Here is a 16,473-nt window from a genome sequence, read left to right on the forward strand (position 1 = left end):
TCCTTTTTAACCAAAATATCTCTCCATCAGCTTTTCGGCGGCTCGCGTAGCCAGGGCTTGCGTCGTCAGCGTAGGATTGGCGCCTCCGATCCCATTTACATGAACACTGTTATCTGCTATAAATAAGCGCTTCACCTGGTACGCTTCACAGGCTTCATCCACGACAAACCCCATCCTCATTGTGCTTTCGATATGGATCATGAGGGCGGCCGGCAAATCCGTACGGAGCACCTTGGAAGCACCGGCTTTCCAAAGAATATCTACCGCAATGGCTACCAGCTTGTCGCGGTTTCTCCTTCCTTGTTCCCCTGGTAAATAAGAAACTCTCGGAATGGGGCCATGCTCATCTTTCAGAACAGGGTCCAGTGTAACCCCGTTACGGTATTCCACTTCATCCTCGGCAAAGATGACGAGCGTGAGCGTTCTACGGTAGTTTTCCATCCAGCGCTGAAGCTCCGGTCCTGCGATGCGACCTTGGGCATAGGGAGTTATTTCTGCAAGGGGATTGGAGAAAGCGCTGTATCCCGCTTGACTCAGTCCAAAGGTCAAAGAAGCGGTCAACCCGGGACTAAGCCCGGTTACGATAATGGAACCTAATCCGGGGTAATCCAGTCTTCCTCCGGAGGAATGTCCAACGAAAGGATTGCAATCCGGACTCCCCAATATGGATAGCAATACTTTTTCATCGAACATACCGGTCACCCAGTCAAAATAATGGTTTACCATCCCTCTCCCCACCCAAGGGTTACCGGGTAAGCCGGAATTCAGCCAAAGCCTGGGACTCTCGATTGCGCCCGCAGCCATAACGACGGCTTTAGCTCGAAGCTCCACCATTTCACCGGTCCATGTATCGCGTGCATTTACACCTACGGCTCGTAATTCCTCGGAGGAACCCTTCTCCGTCAAAATGCGGGTTACGAACGTATTAGGGCGGATGGCTACGCGGCCCGTTTGCAAGGCTAGCGGCACATAGCTCACATTGGTTGATCGTTTTGCGATTTTATCTACCGACGGCCCATGCGGACAGCCGTTAATACAATGTCCGGCAAGCGTACACCCCGGCATCCATGACAGCTGCTCCAGCGAATAGTCAGGATGGGTCAGATTCCTGTTAGGCCGCAGAATTGCATTCGGCTGCGGGCGATAACCGGGACTCGTCACATTTAACGTAGGGATGAGCGGCCAGCCTGCTTTTCTGGCTCCGTAATAAAACAATTCTTCCTTAGAGGTCGAAGGCGCGAATTCTACAGGTAACGTCGCTTCGACCTTCTCGTAATACGGAATCAGCTCGCGATAAGAGATCGGCCAAACGCCGTCGACACTTATTGGAAAAGCACGGGGACTGTTCGCAAGATAAGATTGTGTCGTCCCTCCCACCCCTGAGTTTTGCCATATAAATCCTCTTTGCCTTATATTCCTGTGCCAAGGTGCGCGGCTTCGGTCCGCAGGCCCCCAGCGAAGCTTCCCCATGATCAGATTGTTCATATCATCTTCGTACTTGGTGTATTGCTCTTTGAACAGAGAGATGTTCAGATCTTTTGTGTCGGAACTGATTAGCCCTCCTCGTTCCTCGTTGGGCTCAGGCCATCTCGAATTTCCGTACCAGGGACCGGCCTCCAGCACCAGAACACGTAAGCCCTTCTCCCCAAGCTCCTTGGCTATAACAGCTCCGCCGCCGCCTGAGCCGATGACGATTATATCCGGATCATTCATTCGGCATTCCCCTTTTATCATGAGGGTATTCTAAAAGAAATCCACACAAATCACGGTAGCCGAACGAAACGCCCGGGTAGCCGGCAACCCTCCAGCCGGGAGGAAAGCTCTCCAACCGGCGGTCTGTCGGAGGAAATCCGCGAGTCGTTCCGTACCCAACCCATTCGGAATAGTAACCGAACATGGTCAATTGATGCAATGAATCCATCATCGTTTGAATAAGAGCAGGATCGTTCCGGTAAGGGGGAATTAACCATTGGACAGGAAGCTCAATACGATCTATCAGGTCCAGCGTCCTCAGCCTATCGATTCTGTCCAGAGAAGCGAAGCTCCCCCATGGAGAAAGATGAGATGGCCAGCCGGTCTGCTGCAGTCTCCGGAGGATTAGTTGATTGGCTCCGGTATCTAACAAGTGAGCCGTTGCCCATGATAACGGAGGTGGCTTATTCGCGGAATCCACATCGATCGGTATGAATTGGGAGGAATCCAGCTCATCGATAACATAAAGCTCGATCTGAAGCTGGGCAGCCCCAGGGATAACCTTCACCCCATAGAGCAGCGTGGGAGGAATGATCGCATCGACCAAGGCTTGAAAGGTTGTGTGGGTATACACCCGCCATAAATCATGACTTCTATATGCTGACAGCATCGTATCCACCACCCAAAATCCGGATGCTTTCCCTACGTATACATATATTGTCGAACTGCAATGAATATGTTATAGATGACAAACAGCCCGTTCGATAATGACGGGCTGTTCCATGGAATATGCTAACGTGCCGGCTCCCAATCCAACACCTTCCGTGGTGTGTACTTGAGTGCCTGTTCATCGGATAACTGCGCTCGTGTATCCGTCTTCAGCGCCCCGGGGCCTGTATTCCGATATTCAAAGAATCGGGCGTCTTCCGCTTTGAAGCCTGACATGTCCGTCCAGCCGGCAGCATGAATATGCGCTCCAAGCTCACTATCCCTCACAATGACTTGACCTATGGCATTTGGGTCGCCTCCCGGATGCCAAGGTCTACCCAAATAAACCGTCCCCGCCGGTGCATCACTTTGTAGACGGCAATTCACAATGAGAAAGCCATAGGGCTGCGTGATCGGAGTACTGGCCGCTGTTATGTACCCATTATTACTTTCGGAACCCCGGCTCAAGGAAACGATATCCGAATCCTCGAAGACGGCACGAGCTCCGCCGAAAATAAAATCAACATCCCCTTCAATGTAACATTGATAGTAATATTGGCTGCCAGAATGAGCGTAGAGCGTATCCTGATGACCAAGGAACCGGACCTTATGGAAGCTCATTCGTTCTCCTCTCGCGTATACTGCCACTGCTTGGGTTCCGCTAGTTACAGCATTGCTTCTCCGAAATGAATTTTCCATGGTCAGGCTACGGGCGGTAAAGTCATGGCCATAGAGAAACACACTGGCACTTCCTGTGGTTCCGTAATTTTCTCCTTCCCGCTTCTCTTTGCCTGCATAATTGTCATAGGTCAGTATGGTATGCTCCATGCTTTCTCCGATCAAGGAAATGAACGGTTTGTTCGCCGGCACCGTGATCACTTCCTTGTACACCCCGTTCCGGATGTAAATCTCAACCGGCTCCTGATTGTTTTCCGGCACGGCTTCAATAGCCTCAGACACCGTGACATAGTCTCCCCTATGGTCTTGGGATACGACAATTCGTTTCGTTCCGGTCATTAGTGAGCTTTCTCCTTTATTGGTATCGTATGATTCTCCGCATGGACAGGCTGTCCTAGTACCCACATAAAATAGAGTGCCTTAGCCGCTTTCGCACGGGTAACCTTGGTTTGCGGCTCGAGCTCGGTGCCATTGATCATCCTTCCCCTGGCGATGCCTTTCTCGGACCGGATGAGGCCAAGTTGGTAAGCCGCTTTTGACTTTCGCAGCCAGCGAAGGATGGATGCTGCCGGTATCTGTTAGCTGCTCATACGAAACCAAGGGATCGAATTGCACTCCTTGTACGCCCGCATCCAGATTCGGATCATAGCCCGGATCGCCCGGGACAAGTGTTTTGCCGTTATAGTCCGTCATATATCCGGGCTTACTTGTGAATCTTGCCTGGTAAGCGTCATACAGTATCGCTCCCATGGTTTGCCGGGTTAAATCCCCATTTGCGTACTCTCTTAGCAAAGAAGGGGTTAGGCCCATAAGCTTGCTTAAGGCATCAACGAATTCGCTCACCTGTATCGTCCGCTCCGGCTGGAAGCATCCGTGATCGTCTTTATGCAGGACATTCAGCTGGATCAGTTTTTCAATCTGGTTCCGGTAATACGAGCCTTCTCCCGATGTCGTGTCGCAAGCCATTTCCGGAAAAATATCCGACCAAACCTTTGATTCAATGGCTTCCTTCACTTCTTCTTTCAGAAAAGAATATAGCTTTCCGGAAGTCGGATCGCCATCCGCCGCCTTGCTTGCCAGCTCTGTAACAACCATTCGGGCAAATTGCTTGGAAAGCGCCTCCTTGTAGTGCGTACCGTCGATTTTCTGTGCAGGGTGCCCGTTCGCGTAGCTGCCGTCGTTGGTCTTACCGGGGGTTTCCCCGGCTTCAATCGACATGTATAGAGCCGTGGTCGACTCCACCCCGATTTGGTTATAATACTCCAGGCTTGCCGTATTCAGATCCAGTACAGGAATGCCCGACTGGGCACCTATTCTTCTCAACACATCAGGAAATTTGCGTAAAGTAAAAGAGTTCGTATACCTATGCCCCGGCTGAGCATTTCCCTTGATTCTTGACATGGGAGTAATGAGAACCGGAATCATGCCTCTTGCACGAATGGCAGGAAGATACCAATCGAGAAGATAACGTTCGTACATGTCTTCCGTAGAACCTCTGCCGAACCGGCGATGCTCATCTTCTCTCTCATCGTTATGCCCGAACTGTATGAGCACATAATCGCCTATTTTTCCTGTCAGCAGAATATCGTTCCATCTTCCCTCCGCATAAGCGTTCCTGAAGGACCGTCCGCCCATGGAGTAATTCACGACATTCCCTTTACTTTCATCGAACAACCTGGGAATAACCTGGCCCCAGCCGCTCATCGGGGCTTCTTCAAAGGTGTAGGATTTCGCAGTAGAATCCCCCAGAAGGAAAATCGAAGGGACCTCCTCCTCGGTCCGCACCTCCGGGGATATCTGCCTAAGAACAATTTCCTTCAAGCCTACAGGCACCCCTGTTGTCCTCGGTTCGATTTCAATATCTAGGTACTCTCGTCCGTTACAATAGCGATAAGTCCATTCATTCCCGCTCACCACCGCCGGATACTTGAACGGAATCAGCTTGGCCGCATCCCAGTGCCCGCCCTCCAGAATACGTCCGGCTTGCATACCGGAAATCGAAACGTACGCGTCGGAAATATCCGAGGTTGTCCTTACGATAATTTCATAAGCACCTGGAGGGACCTGAATCCGAAAGGCCATGCCGTAATGATTATAGTTTTCTTTCTCAAAGCCCTCTCCGGTATATAATTCAGGTTCATAGATGACAAACCCATTTCCATCCGATCGAATGGTCTCTGTATGTACTTCTCTTGCGGGTAAGGCACAGGTTTCTCGGATAAACCCGTACCCCACCGCTTCATCGTACAGGGGAACACCTTTCATTGCATCAAAAGGAACACCTATATCCCCCTCCTTGGGGAGGTTTGTAAAATTAAATTTGTAGTCAGTACGCATGCCAATTCCTCTCGTTTACCGATGTATTATGCCGCAGTTTTGCTTAATCCGCATTACCAGATCTATAGTAACTGAATTCTTGACCTTCACCTACTACGATCCTTGCCGTTTCATCAGCGAACTTTGCATTTTTTGCTAAAATCTCACATGTCGGATATAGAAATTGCAAAGATCATGTCCGAAATCGACGGATTACTGAGCAGTGAGAACGAGGAGGAGTGCACAGGGGCCTCCTATCTCACGGATTGGTATGCCAAGTATTTGTCTATGAAATCCGACTTGGAACTAACCCTCGGAGGAGTGCTGCTGGCTGCTATTCAGGACGCCAAGAATGAAGCGCTGAAGGATAAGAGCCTTGAAGGACTTAAAGGGTTGCTTCTTTTGATGCAGAGCATGAAGGGAAAAGTGAAAAAAATGGGTACAACGCCGAAAAGCTCCCCGGCTGAGGAAGAGCTTTTCGACACCGTTAGCATGACCGAGGTGACGGACGTTGATATACGGTTGGCCGGTTCAAAGCCCGTAACCAAGCCCGCTTCCAAAGTAAACATTAACAAAACCTTGCGTCAGGGGCTTATCCGCGTGCTTGACAGCTTTGCCGATTTTGCCGATGTGGAGTGGGGAACAGAGGATTCGGATTACTCGAAAAATATCCAAAAACTCTCGAGGTTCGTTGAGGAGATGAAGCGCGTACTCGGAACTCACGCCAAGACGGAAGATTGGGATGCGCTTAACAGCACCGGCTTTTTATATCTGTTGAATAATGTTGGCGACGATAAAGTGTTTCATCATTGTCATAGGCAAAAAATGAAGCAGCTCCGCCTCTTGTTAGGCTAATGCCAGCCTGAGGGGAGCAGGCTTGCTTCTGTATATGCCGCGTTAATATCTGGAGCCCGTGAAAGCTCAAGCAGGTCCTCCCCATCCGAATGAATAATTTTATCAAAAGTAACAAATATAATAATTATATGCTTTTCCATTTTTATCATCCGCATGACATAAGAACATGGGAAAGGCGAGCCTTCATGAGTTACTCATCCTATTGGTATTTAGGTTTAAGTCTCTTAAGCCTATGCATTCTTATCTTTGTATGTTTCAAGAAAAGTATGCACCCGAGCATTTTTATGTTCCTTATCATGGTACAGGTGGCTTATCTCATCGAAACGGTCATTTACATTTTTGGGGGAAGCTACGAATATCATCCCCATTTGCTTAAAAACAACGAACACTACGACAGTAACATGGGTGCGCTGACCTCCAACATGTTCATTATCCCAACGCTCGCAACCTTTATCTCCGCCTTCCGTCTACGCTGGGTATGGATTTTTCTCATTATCGGATTGATCGCCGCTGTGGAGCTGCTATTCGTCAAGCTGCAAATATATACATTAAAATGGTGGCGAATTCAATACACTTCCATCGGTTTGATATTTTATTTTGCGGCTGCGAAAGCAATATACCCGCGCTTACTAAGACCTGTAAAAGGCTGGATTCATTCGTTATACCTAATCTTGTGCGTTGGTCCGATCCTGGGAACCCTTCATATTCTCCCCATCATGTTTTTTATGAACCGTTCCTACCACCCCGGTTGGTATAGCGATGTCGCTCGCGATACAACGGCATTCTCCTCAATTTATTATTTGTTTGGCGCGCTCGCGGTAGTGGCGCTTGTTAAGCTCAAGGGAATTCGGCGATGGATGAGATTCGCCTTGCTGGTTCTTGTTTACTCAACGGCAACCATCGCACTAGCCCTTGCGGGGATACTCGAAATTCACGCACCTTGGGATCCAGCGTACTATATTATGTTTCCACTACTGGTGTACATCCTGGCGGAAGCCATCAGCAATCGATTATCCGCAGGTCCGCCTGCCGTAACTTCAAGGTAATCTTGCTTGGCTAATTGCATATGTGCGATAAACGATATTCATATAGCCAAAATTCTTGTGAACAATAAAGTGATTTCAAACGTTATAGAGAGTGTTACCGGACCGTGATAAGCGCCAGACACCCTGTAACGCGATTTTTTCATCTTACGGTCGCAGATGAACACATATTTGGTACAGTAAGGTGATTTCATAACGTTACAAGGAGCATTACCGGGTTGTGATAAGCGCCAGACGCCCTGTAATGCGATTTTTTCATCTTACAGTGGCAGATAAACACATATTTGGTACAGTAAGGTGATTTCATAACGTTACAAGGAGCGTTACCGGGCCGTGATAAGCGCCAGACGCCCTGTAACGCGGTCTATATGCCGCAGGTAACCCATTTCGAGGTGTACATGCCGGGTAGGATACAAATGATATTCACAGCGATAAACTGCGAAGCTCATTTAAACAAGCTTCAATGCGCTCGGGAATCGCAAGGGAAAGTACCTCCCAGCTGACAAACTGATCATCGGTCAACGTATAGGGGATGAACTCCATGGAAGGGATAAAGCCCTCCGAGAATAAATACTTCTCTACGAGAAGATCTGTCCCTTCCTCCTTTTCCAATACCCCTTCCATCGGTCCTGTGATCAGCAGGCCGCCAACGCCGGCCCTTTCCTTCGTTGCTTTGCGTAAATCCGGCACAAGCTCAAACAGCTCCGGCTTCGGAAGGAACGCATGCTTGCCCGGCTGGGAGTACAGCCTGACATGCGTCTCCTCCTCCAGATTGCTGCGGTCCGGCAGCAGGCCTTTAAGATATTTTCCATGAAAGCTTGCTTCCGCATCAAGCACTTCCCCATGTCGCCCTACGTAGATCCACACATGCTCCAAATCATACATGTGCTGAATATCGTAATCCCAATAAAGGGCATACTCAATAACAGTCGCACCCGGATAATCCTCCCAATAGAAGCTTCTGCGGAAAGACGGAGAATTATCGCCCTCTTTCAAAAACGTTACTCCCGTTAATGCAGGATAGAACGGCTCCTTCCGGTCAAAGGACAAATAGGGAGCGTATTTTCTGGCAAGTTCCATATTCATAGAGGGATCCTCCTTCAATAAATGCAGCATTCTCCCAGTCAAGATGAGAACGTGACCCGCTTCCATTTGTTCTGCTGTGCACACTGCTTTCATCTCGACAGGCGCAGCCATGGTCGTACCGTGGTCGATATCATATCCTAAGTATACGGGCGCTTCCTTCAGGGCGTCAACGGGCGGCATTCCAGCCCTTGCGTACGACATCATCGCAGTCATCCTCATGTCCTTCCATAAGAAAAGCTTCTATCGAAGCCCTCTCGGGGAGGTACATTCGTGAGCAAGAAAAAGACCGGCTGCTTATCGCAACCGGACTTTGTAGAGAGCATAATCACCGCAGCGATTTAGTCCCCTTTTTCCACTGCTGTCTCCATGGATGTGTGACGCTCGCCCGTCACTCTTTTGGCCGTGTTGGAAGCAGCGTCGCCGATAACATCGAATGTGTCGCTCACGACGTTCGCACCTTCCTTGGCCGCGTTCTTCGTCTTATCCCATACCGAATTGTCTTTATCGTTAGCCAAGAGAAACACCTCCGTTTCTTTACTCACAGCTCCATGCTGCGCGTATAGAATGCCCTACGGGGAGGATAATTATGTAGGTTCTCCCGCTTCCGGTTATTCATTTTATTACCAGTACAATTTCCAGTTCTTGAGCACCCGGACAAGCGCTTCGAAATAGTAATAATCGCCCCACAGATTGCACTCATCGATCCCCATGCCGCGCGGTTTGTTATACACCGCATGAAGAAGAACTCCGTTCGAGTCCGGTACGTCTCTCGTCGTATAGCCTTCATTAAGCGACTGCAATAAAAAGAGCGCCATATCCTCGTATCTGCATTTATCCGCGTCACCTGTCGGCAAATGCTTGCTAAGCTCAAGCATCGCGCAAGCGGCAATCGCCGCCGAGGAGCTGTCCTTCTCCTGTTCCTCGCCTTCAGTGAACACCAGATCCCAATAAACAATGCCGTCCTCCGGAAGCCGGGTCAGGAAGTAATCCGTCAGCCGCTTGGAAAGCGCCACAAGCGATTCGTCGCCGTTATAGATATAGCTCAGCAGAAAACCGTACATCCCCCAGGCTTGACCGCGGGCCCAGCACGAATCATCGGCGTAGCCCTGGTGCGTATTGCCGTATTTCGGAGCGCCTGTTCCTACATCCATATAGTACGTATGGTAGGTAGTATCATCAGGCCTTACAATATACTTCGCCGCTTGCTTCACATGCGTCTTGGCGTAGTCTGCATACTTCGGGTCGCCGGTGACCTCCGTCGCCCAATACAGCAGCGGGAGATTCATCAGGCAGTCGATAATCATTCGTCCGCACTGCTCAGGATCGTTCAGATTACCCCAAGCCTGAATAATTCCCGCTTTTGGGAAATATCGCGCTGCAAGCAAATCCGCCGCCTTGATTGCCATCTCCTTCGCTTCTTCGTTGCCTGTGAGGCGATAAGCAGCCACCGCCGACAGCGTATAAAGAAACCCGAGATCGTGCGTTTCCGTTTCGATTTGCTCCTCGATTCTCCTCTTGTAGCTTGCGAGCTGATACTCTGCTGCCTCCCGGTACTTAGCCTCACCGGTCAGGTCATAGGCCAGCCACAGCATCCCTGTCCAGAAGCTGGACGTCCATTCGATATTGTCGATGGCCGGATACACGTTGTTTGTGCTGGCCGGTGCGGGATAGGTGTCGCGAAACACCGCGAGACTGCGGTCGATTTGCTTCAGTACGTACTGAGCGGCCTGCTCGTAATAAGCGCGATCCGGCTTCACATGAGTTGAAAATATCACTGTCATTTGAGGTCCCCTTTTCCATCGTCCCCGCATAGCTCGGTATGGTTCACATTATATAGTCCCCGCTCGCAAAAAGGAGCGCGATTATTTAAGGAGGAACCGCGCTTTTTTAAGCAAAAACGGTGGCAGGACCATGCCTGCCACCTGACGCCTGCCACTGTTACTTACCGCCTTTATCCAAGTAAGCCTGCACCTGCTTCTGAAGCTCCGCACGGAGTTTAGCCATGCCGATTGCTTTCAGCTCGCCGTTCAGCTTTACCGCCTGCGCTTCCCAATCCTTCATTTGTCCGGCCTTCAGCAGCTGCACCCAAGGCTCCGCTTTGGAGGCGATATTCGCAAATTCCGATTTCACCGCGCTGCTGTCGAAGGTGAATTTAGAAAGCACTCCCGCATAGTACGTGTCCGGTTTCGCCGAATATTCGTAATACTTCTTCGCCGTTTCATCCAAATCGGACGCAAGGCGTATCATGGTCGGATTCCAGGTCAGCTCATAGCCGGGGAAGGAATAGCTCTTGGACTCTTCCAGCAGCTTCAGTCCTGTGTCGCCCACCGGCTCCCAATGCTTGCCTTGGATTCCGTACTCGAACAAATCGTGGTTTTCCCGGCTCATGAACAGCCAATCGAAAAATTTCATTGTCCGATCGACATTCTTGCTCGTGACGGGAATCGCCACGGAGTTATTGGACTTATAGTTCGTGGAAATTGCCTTCGGCTTCATCTCGCGCTGATTGGCACGGAAAACGAAGAACTCCAGGTCGGCTCCCGATAGTGTTTCCTGAAGCTTCTTCCGGTCAGCGGCATAAGCGGAAAGTGTTCCGTGGTAGGACGCCGCCTTGCCCGACATAAAGTATGCCTTTTGGTCCTTCTGGCTCAGCACGTCCTTCTCCAGATATTTGCTCCACTCCGCCCACTTGTCATACTGCGGGAACGCCGTTTTCATCGTGTTGAACGGTGCCGGAAGCTTGGACCACTCCGCGGCTGCATCGCCCAGCACTACGACATTCTGCACCTTCTTCAAATCATCCGTTAAATGAACAAGATAAGGAATGCCCGAGATCAGGATCGGCCGGACCGTGTTCATATCCGGGCCGTCGCTTGCAAGAATATCCTGGAAGCCGCTGCTGCCTCTCAGAGCAAGCGGGGTCATGCCCTTTTCGTTCTCCTGCACCTTCTTATAGAATGCTTCGAGCTCCTCATAGCTGCTGATTGGCTTCATGCCATATTTTTCGCGAAGATCCTTACGCAGCATAACGACTTGAATGTCATAGAAATATTGAGTAAACGGGATCGTATAGATGTGACCGTCGTCACGCTTATTTGCTTCTACAAATTCTGGAGAAAACGCTTTCTTCAATCCGGGATAAGCATCGTTGTTGAAGTATTTATCCAGCTGCACATAGGCGCCCTGAGGAATGAGCTCCTTCAGGTTCATGAAGTCCGCATCGAAGACGAAGTCCATTTCCTCGCCGGCAGCCATCATCAGCTTCACCTTCTGCTTATGGTCACTGTTCGGGTTCCACGCAATAGATAACTTCGTGTTCAGCGTGCCTTGGGTACGTTTCTCAAACTCTTGAAGTACTAGCGGCAAATCCTTCGGCGCTTCGCCGAACAGCATTCCTTTCAAGGTTACCGGCGGTAAAGTCCCCCCCTTGTCGCCACCTGCGGAATTTGCTGCCCCTTGCTTCTCCGTGCTGCTGCAGGCTGCGGATGTACCTACCATGGCCAGCGCAAGTAATGCGGTTGCGATACGTTTTGCCTTCATTTGTATTGCCCTCCCTTTTCTATATGCATTATCCTTTCACCGCGCCAACCATCAGTCCCTTGACGAAATACTTCTGCAGGAACGGGTAAAGGAAAATGATCGGACCAATGGTGACGATTGTGGTCGCCAAACGGACAGTCATAGCCGGTGGAACAAAGTTCGGTATCGTCACATCAGCGGATAACTGATTGACGTACTCCAGGTTACTCATAATCCGTTGGATCAAATATTGAAGCGGATATAAATTGGGATCGCTGATATATAACAGCGCGTCAAACCATTTGTTCCAATAGCTCAGTGCATAGAAGAGACCGATGGTGGCCAGCGCCGGAAGCGACACCGGAAGAATGATACGAAACAATATATAGGCGTCGTTGGCTCCGTCCATTTTGGCGGATTCGGCCAGCGACTCATCGATGGAGGCGAAGAAGTTGCGCAGGAGAAACATATTCCATGCACTGATCATGCCGGGAACAATGAGTACCCAAATGGAATCCTTCATGCCGAGGTACTTGGAGATGAGCAGGTAGCTGGCCACGAGCCCCCCATGGAACAGCATCGTGAAATAAACGTAGAAGGCAATCGCATTGCGGTATTTTACCGATTTGACGGAAATGGCATAAGCCATAGCGCTAGTAAAAATCATAGAGAGCACGGTACCGACAACGGTAATAAAGATCGTCACGCCATAAGCCTTATAGATGGTATTGTCCTGAAAGATCAGCTGATACGCCTCCAGGCTGAATTCGATCGGAAACAGCATATAGCCGTTACGAAGGATCGAGGCCTCGGAGGAGATTGAGCTGGAAACTACCGCTACGAAGGGCACCAGGCAATAGAGCGAGAAGGCGGCAAGAATGCAATAAAAGGCACCCTTAAGCAGTTTGTCCGCTAAGCTTTCCTTAATCATGCTGTGTCGTACTCCTTTCCTAGAAAATCGCCGATTCCGGGGCCGTCTTCTTCGCAATGTAATTGACGGTAACGACAAGAAGGAAGCCGACCAGCGATTGCAGGAAGCCGATCGCCGCAGACATGCTCATATCCCCCAGATCAAGCAATGCACGGAATACATAGGTATCAATGACGTCCGTAGTCGGGTACAAAGCCGGGTTGCGTCCGACAATCGCATAGATAAGCCCGAAGTCTCCGTTAAATATTCCGCCGATCGCCAGGATGGTCAGAAGAATGACCGTCGGCTTGAGCAGCGGCAGCGTGATGTGGATGATTTTCTGCCAGCGGCTTGCCCCGTCCATTGAGGCGGATTCATAGATTTCCGGGTTGATGCCGGAAATCGTTGCCATGTAAACAATGGCACCGAAGCCTGCACCATGCCATATTTTCAAAAGCACGAGAATGGTCGGCCAATATTCCGGAGAAGAAAGCAGGGAAACGGGCGGCAATCCGAATAAGCTGAGAATCTGATTGTAGAAGCCGCCCTCCGTAGCGACGAAGGCTGTCACGAACATCGCTACGACCGTCCAGGACAGGAAGTGCGGGAAGATCATGACGGATTGCGCCACCTTCTTAAACCATTTGCCGCCCAGCTCCGTGACCATAATAGCGATAGCTACGGAAGACAGCGTACCGAACGTGATGAACAGAAGGTTCAAGTACAGCGTGTTCCATACAATCTTGATCCAATCGCTAGACCGAAAGAAAAACTCGAAGTTTTTCAAGCCGACGAATTCGCTTCCGGTAATGCCCTTCATCGCTTTGAAATCCTGAAAGGCGATCACAATCCCGCCCATGGGCAAATAAGCAAAAATGAAGAACCAGATGATGCCGGGCAAAGCGAGTACATACAAGAACTTATTTCTTACTAGCTCGTAAAAAAACGAACCGATAACGCCCCTCTTTTTACCAGTCGTTCTCCGGGCATACGGCTGCGAGCCGATCACCGTATCGCTCATTGCTTTGATTCCTCCTTCACTTAACGAAGCCTGCACTTCATGATGTCGTTCACGCTCTTACCTTAGCTCAGAAGGAAAAGGAGAGAAAGTACGGATTCCGATGAAAAACCATGATTTCTGCCAAACAGACACTTCGAAAAATAACAATGTATACAAATGCTTACGATTTACAAGAGTTTATCTTCCGGTTCTAACGATTTCCGGTAATGATCCGGCGTTTTGCCGCAGTGCTTTTTAAAGGAAACATAGAAATAATTCGTATTGTCGAAGCCGACCATTTCACCGATTTTGTTCGCGGGAAGGTCCGTTGTTGTCAGCAGCTGCTTCGCCTTGGCAAACCTGAAATGGTTGACATACGTCGTGATCGACTGCCCTTCCATATCCTTGAAAACCTTGCGCATATAGTTCGCCGATAATCCCCCTACTTGAACGAGCGTCTCAATGCTCAGGTTCGGATCGGCGTAATGCTCGTGAATATACTGCCTGACTTTATCGACGATCAGACGATTCTTTTGGGAGGATTGCTTATCCCGCAGCGAGACTGCTTTCTCACACAGCTCCAAGTACCACACCTCTATTTGCTCCAGCGTCTCCGAGCGGTTCAGCCGCTGGCTTAAGAGACCGATATCGAACGTCTGCTCCTCGCTGGCGGCCATCGTTCGGACAGTCCGCGCTGTAGCGATCAGCAGCTGTGTGAGAAGCAGCATCATTTCGTCGTAAGGCGCGTTTCGCAGCACACCCATGTACTCGCGGACCGCCTGCCTGGTCTTCTCCATGTCCCCAAGCTTCATCTGATCAGTGATCTGCTTCTCCAGACTGCCCGACAAGCTATCCTGCAGCGACTCCCGCGTTTCCTCCATATCGGCGCCGATCAAGCAGCGCATACCTTGCACGATCCGGTAGCGCGAGGCCTGATACGCCCCCTGCCAGGCATCCGGAATTTGCAGCATCCCTTGGGCCGGAGTCCCGATCGCGGCAGAAACCGACAGCTTCAGGTATACCGATACGTTCGATTGGATCTCACGGAGCAGCTCCTCCGTCCGGCTTTCGGAGAAGCTCGCCGCTTCAGGAAGATTGATAAGAAGAGTCAGGGCATCCGCTTCATCCTCGAAACAAACCGTGTTGATCCCTCTGCCCCGCCCAAGCTCCTCGGCAATATTGGAAACCGCGTACTTTAGCAAGGAAATATCCGCACGAGGGTATCGATCCGTCAGCGCGCTATAGCCATCGAGCCGGAGCAGGACCACGCGGAAATGGTCATACGGCAAAGCAATGCCTACACTCTGCAGCTTGCGGGTCATCTCCTGCTCACCTGACCAGCCGCCCTGCGTGAGCAGCCGCAACAGCTGGAGCCGTTCGACGGATTGGTAGCCGGCGACGCTGGACTGAAGATCCTGAATTTTATTTTCCAAATAGGCAAAGGTACCCGATAGCAAATCCAGCTCCGAAACGTTATCCGAGGGTGTGCCTGGGGAAGCGCTGCGAACTTTGGTGAGAAGACGATGAATCGGACCATAGATCATACGGGTGAAAAAAATACCCGAAATCATCACCATGATCAGCATGATGGCCGTAACGCCGAGAATGTAGCTCTGCAGCTCATTCACCTTGCTGAGCAGCTGATCGTAATTGACATTGCCAATGAAGATCCAACCCAGCGTATCCGATTTCATGTAGAATACGCGGGAGTCCTTGCCGTCGATCGCGACCTTCAAATTCCCCTTTTGCTCCTCCGAAGCGATGATGCTCCTTACGTATTCCGTTCCGGACAGGTTCGTATTGAGCATACGGCTGTCCGAGTGGGAAATGACCGTTCCCTGTTGATTCAAAATCATCGATTGGAAGGACGCGCTGCCTGTGCCGTTCATGACCGTTTGCTGCAGCACATCCTGATCCAGGTTGAGCACCATGGCGCCATTGGTCACCCTGTCCTCTCGAATACTGAGGTATAGAATGGAGATCAGATTCTTGTCCACTTCCCGTCCGTCCACTTGAAACCGCGCATGCCTCGGAATAAAGATTCCCGAACGATACGGCTGGGTTGTCTCGAGCAGAGACAGCACATCCTGATCATAAAATTCAGAAAACCCCCGGGCGGTGGACAAGGAGGAGAACACCAGCCGCTCACTCTGATTCACTACATACACGGAGTGCACGAGCGGGTTCGAGCCCGCCAATTCAGAAAGCCTTGCTCCGATGCGTCCCATATCGGTGGTAGTGAAATGATCGCTGTAGAACCCCACTTGAATATCCGCCTTCGTGTAAGCACTCGCAAAATTGGAATAGGTGGAATTTATCAAGATTTGAGCCGCATTGTAGGATTGCTCCATCGCACGGTTTGTTGAGGTGTTGATTTCGTCCGTCAAGTGCCCTGACACTTTATAGATGATGATCATGGTCAGGGCTCCGACAACGAGCAAACCGACGATGAGATAGGATATAATGATGCGGATCAAAAAGCTTTTCTTCAGCATAAACGCCTTGATTGCCGGCATACCCGATTCCCTCCTCACAAAATAAACGGCGCCGCCTTCCCTGGGCTCGTGCAGCATGGCATGAGAAGAAGGGCGGCGCCGCCGGTATTGGAGCTATGCGATCAGCCGGTCTTCGGTCTAATCCATAACGCGTGTCCTCCGGAGGCGGCC

At 50.4% G+C, this 16,473-nt stretch carries 13 protein-coding genes; 2 read left to right on the forward strand and 11 right to left on the reverse strand.

Features of this window, described 5'->3' with window-relative positions; translation table 11 throughout:
* Positions 1-6 precede the first annotated feature (6 nt).
* The 4 genes from QMO62_RS28495 to QMO62_RS28510 all read right to left on the reverse strand — a co-directional run bounded on the left by QMO62_RS28495 (position 7) and on the right by QMO62_RS28510 (position 5,343).
* Positions 7-1,713 (reverse strand): GMC family oxidoreductase N-terminal domain-containing protein, encoded by a 1,707-nt coding sequence (locus QMO62_RS28495; protein WP_284645880.1) that lies wholly within the window; start codon positions 1,711-1,713, stop codon positions 7-9.
* Entirely contained in the window at positions 1,706-2,362 is a 657-nt protein-coding gene (locus QMO62_RS28500; protein WP_284645881.1) for a hypothetical protein, read from the reverse strand. Before QMO62_RS28500 ends, QMO62_RS28495 begins: the two co-directional genes overlap by 8 nt.
* A 122-nt stretch (positions 2,363-2,484) precedes the next feature.
* Complete coding sequence (locus QMO62_RS28505; protein ID WP_284645882.1) at positions 2,485-3,417, reverse strand: pectinesterase family protein; 933 nt, start codon at positions 3,415-3,417, stop codon at positions 2,485-2,487.
* Positions 3,418-3,498: 81 nt separating this feature from the next.
* Positions 3,499-5,343, reverse strand: coding sequence for a GDSL-type esterase/lipase family protein (locus tag QMO62_RS28510; RefSeq protein WP_284645883.1), 1,845 nt, complete (start codon positions 5,341-5,343; stop codon positions 3,499-3,501).
* A 219-nt stretch (positions 5,344-5,562) separates the two neighbouring features.
* Here QMO62_RS28510 and QMO62_RS28515 point away from each other — a divergent pair, with 219 nt between their 5' ends.
* Together QMO62_RS28515 and QMO62_RS28520 are read left to right on the forward strand one after the other, a co-directional pair.
* Positions 5,563-6,249, forward strand: coding sequence for a hypothetical protein (locus QMO62_RS28515; protein WP_284645884.1), 687 nt, complete (start codon positions 5,563-5,565; stop codon positions 6,247-6,249).
* Between the two features lie 284 nt (positions 6,250-6,533).
* Positions 6,534-7,295 (forward strand): hypothetical protein, encoded by a 762-nt coding sequence (locus QMO62_RS28520; protein ID WP_284645885.1) that lies wholly within the window; start codon positions 6,534-6,536, stop codon positions 7,293-7,295.
* Between the two features lie 420 nt (positions 7,296-7,715).
* Here QMO62_RS28520 and QMO62_RS28525 read toward each other — a convergent pair whose 3' ends face one another.
* The 7 genes from QMO62_RS28525 to QMO62_RS28555 form a co-directional block, all read right to left on the reverse strand.
* Positions 7,716-8,591, reverse strand: coding sequence for a hypothetical protein (locus tag QMO62_RS28525; protein ID WP_284645886.1), 876 nt, complete (start codon positions 8,589-8,591; stop codon positions 7,716-7,718).
* Positions 8,592-8,716: 125 nt separating this feature from the next.
* Positions 8,717-8,893: a hypothetical protein gene (locus tag QMO62_RS28530; protein WP_284645887.1), complete on the reverse strand. Its 177-nt coding sequence runs from the start codon at positions 8,891-8,893 to the stop codon at positions 8,717-8,719.
* A gap of 105 nt (positions 8,894-8,998) precedes the next feature.
* Positions 8,999-10,159 (reverse strand): glycoside hydrolase family 88 protein, encoded by a 1,161-nt coding sequence (locus QMO62_RS28535; RefSeq protein WP_284645888.1) that lies wholly within the window; start codon positions 10,157-10,159, stop codon positions 8,999-9,001.
* A 157-nt stretch (positions 10,160-10,316) separates the two neighbouring features.
* Positions 10,317-11,918 (reverse strand): ABC transporter substrate-binding protein, encoded by a 1,602-nt coding sequence (locus tag QMO62_RS28540; protein ID WP_284645889.1) that lies wholly within the window; start codon positions 11,916-11,918, stop codon positions 10,317-10,319.
* Between the two features lie 28 nt (positions 11,919-11,946).
* Positions 11,947-12,828 carry a carbohydrate ABC transporter permease gene (locus tag QMO62_RS28545; protein WP_284645890.1) on the reverse strand — a complete coding sequence of 294 codons (882 nt, stop codon included), beginning with the start codon at positions 12,826-12,828 and terminating at the stop codon, positions 11,947-11,949.
* Between the two features lie 19 nt (positions 12,829-12,847).
* Positions 12,848-13,828, reverse strand: coding sequence for an ABC transporter permease (locus tag QMO62_RS28550; RefSeq protein WP_284645891.1), 981 nt, complete (start codon positions 13,826-13,828; stop codon positions 12,848-12,850).
* Positions 13,829-13,995: 167 nt separating this feature from the next.
* The gene (locus tag QMO62_RS28555) at positions 13,996-16,323 is read right to left on the reverse strand and encodes an AraC family transcriptional regulator (protein ID WP_284645892.1); all 2,328 of its coding nucleotides are present in this window, start codon (positions 16,321-16,323) and stop codon (positions 13,996-13,998) included.
* Positions 16,324-16,473: the final 150 nt, after the last annotated feature.

Origin of the sequence: Paenibacillus silviterrae (assembly GCF_030167925.1) — a bacterium.
In the GTDB taxonomy this organism is placed as follows: domain Bacteria; phylum Bacillota; class Bacilli; order Paenibacillales; family NBRC-103111; genus Paenibacillus_G; species Paenibacillus_G silviterrae.

Excerpts from the sequence above, each read along its gene's own strand:
- QMO62_RS28510 (WP_284645883.1), bottom strand. The coding sequence starts at position 5,343 with ATGAAAGGTGTTCCCCTGTACGATGAAGCGGTGGGGTACGGGTTTATC.
- QMO62_RS28495 (WP_284645880.1), bottom strand. The coding sequence starts at position 1,713 with ATGAATGATCCGGATATAATCGTCATCGGCTCAGGCGGCGGCGGAGCT.
- QMO62_RS28535 (WP_284645888.1), bottom strand. The coding sequence starts at position 10,159 with ATGACAGTGATATTTTCAACTCATGTGAAGCCGGATCGCGCTTATTAC.
- QMO62_RS28555 (WP_284645892.1), bottom strand. The coding sequence starts at position 16,323 with ATGCCGGCAATCAAGGCGTTTATGCTGAAGAAAAGCTTTTTGATCCGC.
- QMO62_RS28545 (WP_284645890.1), bottom strand. The coding sequence starts at position 12,828 with ATGATTAAGGAAAGCTTAGCGGACAAACTGCTTAAGGGTGCCTTTTAT.
- QMO62_RS28515 (WP_284645884.1), top strand. The coding sequence starts at position 5,563 with ATGTCGGATATAGAAATTGCAAAGATCATGTCCGAAATCGACGGATTA.
- QMO62_RS28520 (WP_284645885.1), top strand. The coding sequence starts at position 6,534 with ATGTTCCTTATCATGGTACAGGTGGCTTATCTCATCGAAACGGTCATT.
- QMO62_RS28550 (WP_284645891.1), bottom strand. The coding sequence starts at position 13,828 with ATGAGCGATACGGTGATCGGCTCGCAGCCGTATGCCCGGAGAACGACT.
- QMO62_RS28540 (WP_284645889.1), bottom strand. The coding sequence starts at position 11,918 with ATGAAGGCAAAACGTATCGCAACCGCATTACTTGCGCTGGCCATGGTA.
- QMO62_RS28525 (WP_284645886.1), bottom strand. The coding sequence starts at position 8,591 with ATGACTGCGATGATGTCGTACGCAAGGGCTGGAATGCCGCCCGTTGAC.
- QMO62_RS28505 (WP_284645882.1), bottom strand. The coding sequence starts at position 3,417 with ATGACCGGAACGAAACGAATTGTCGTATCCCAAGACCATAGGGGAGAC.
- QMO62_RS28500 (WP_284645881.1), bottom strand. The coding sequence starts at position 2,362 with ATGCTGTCAGCATATAGAAGTCATGATTTATGGCGGGTGTATACCCAC.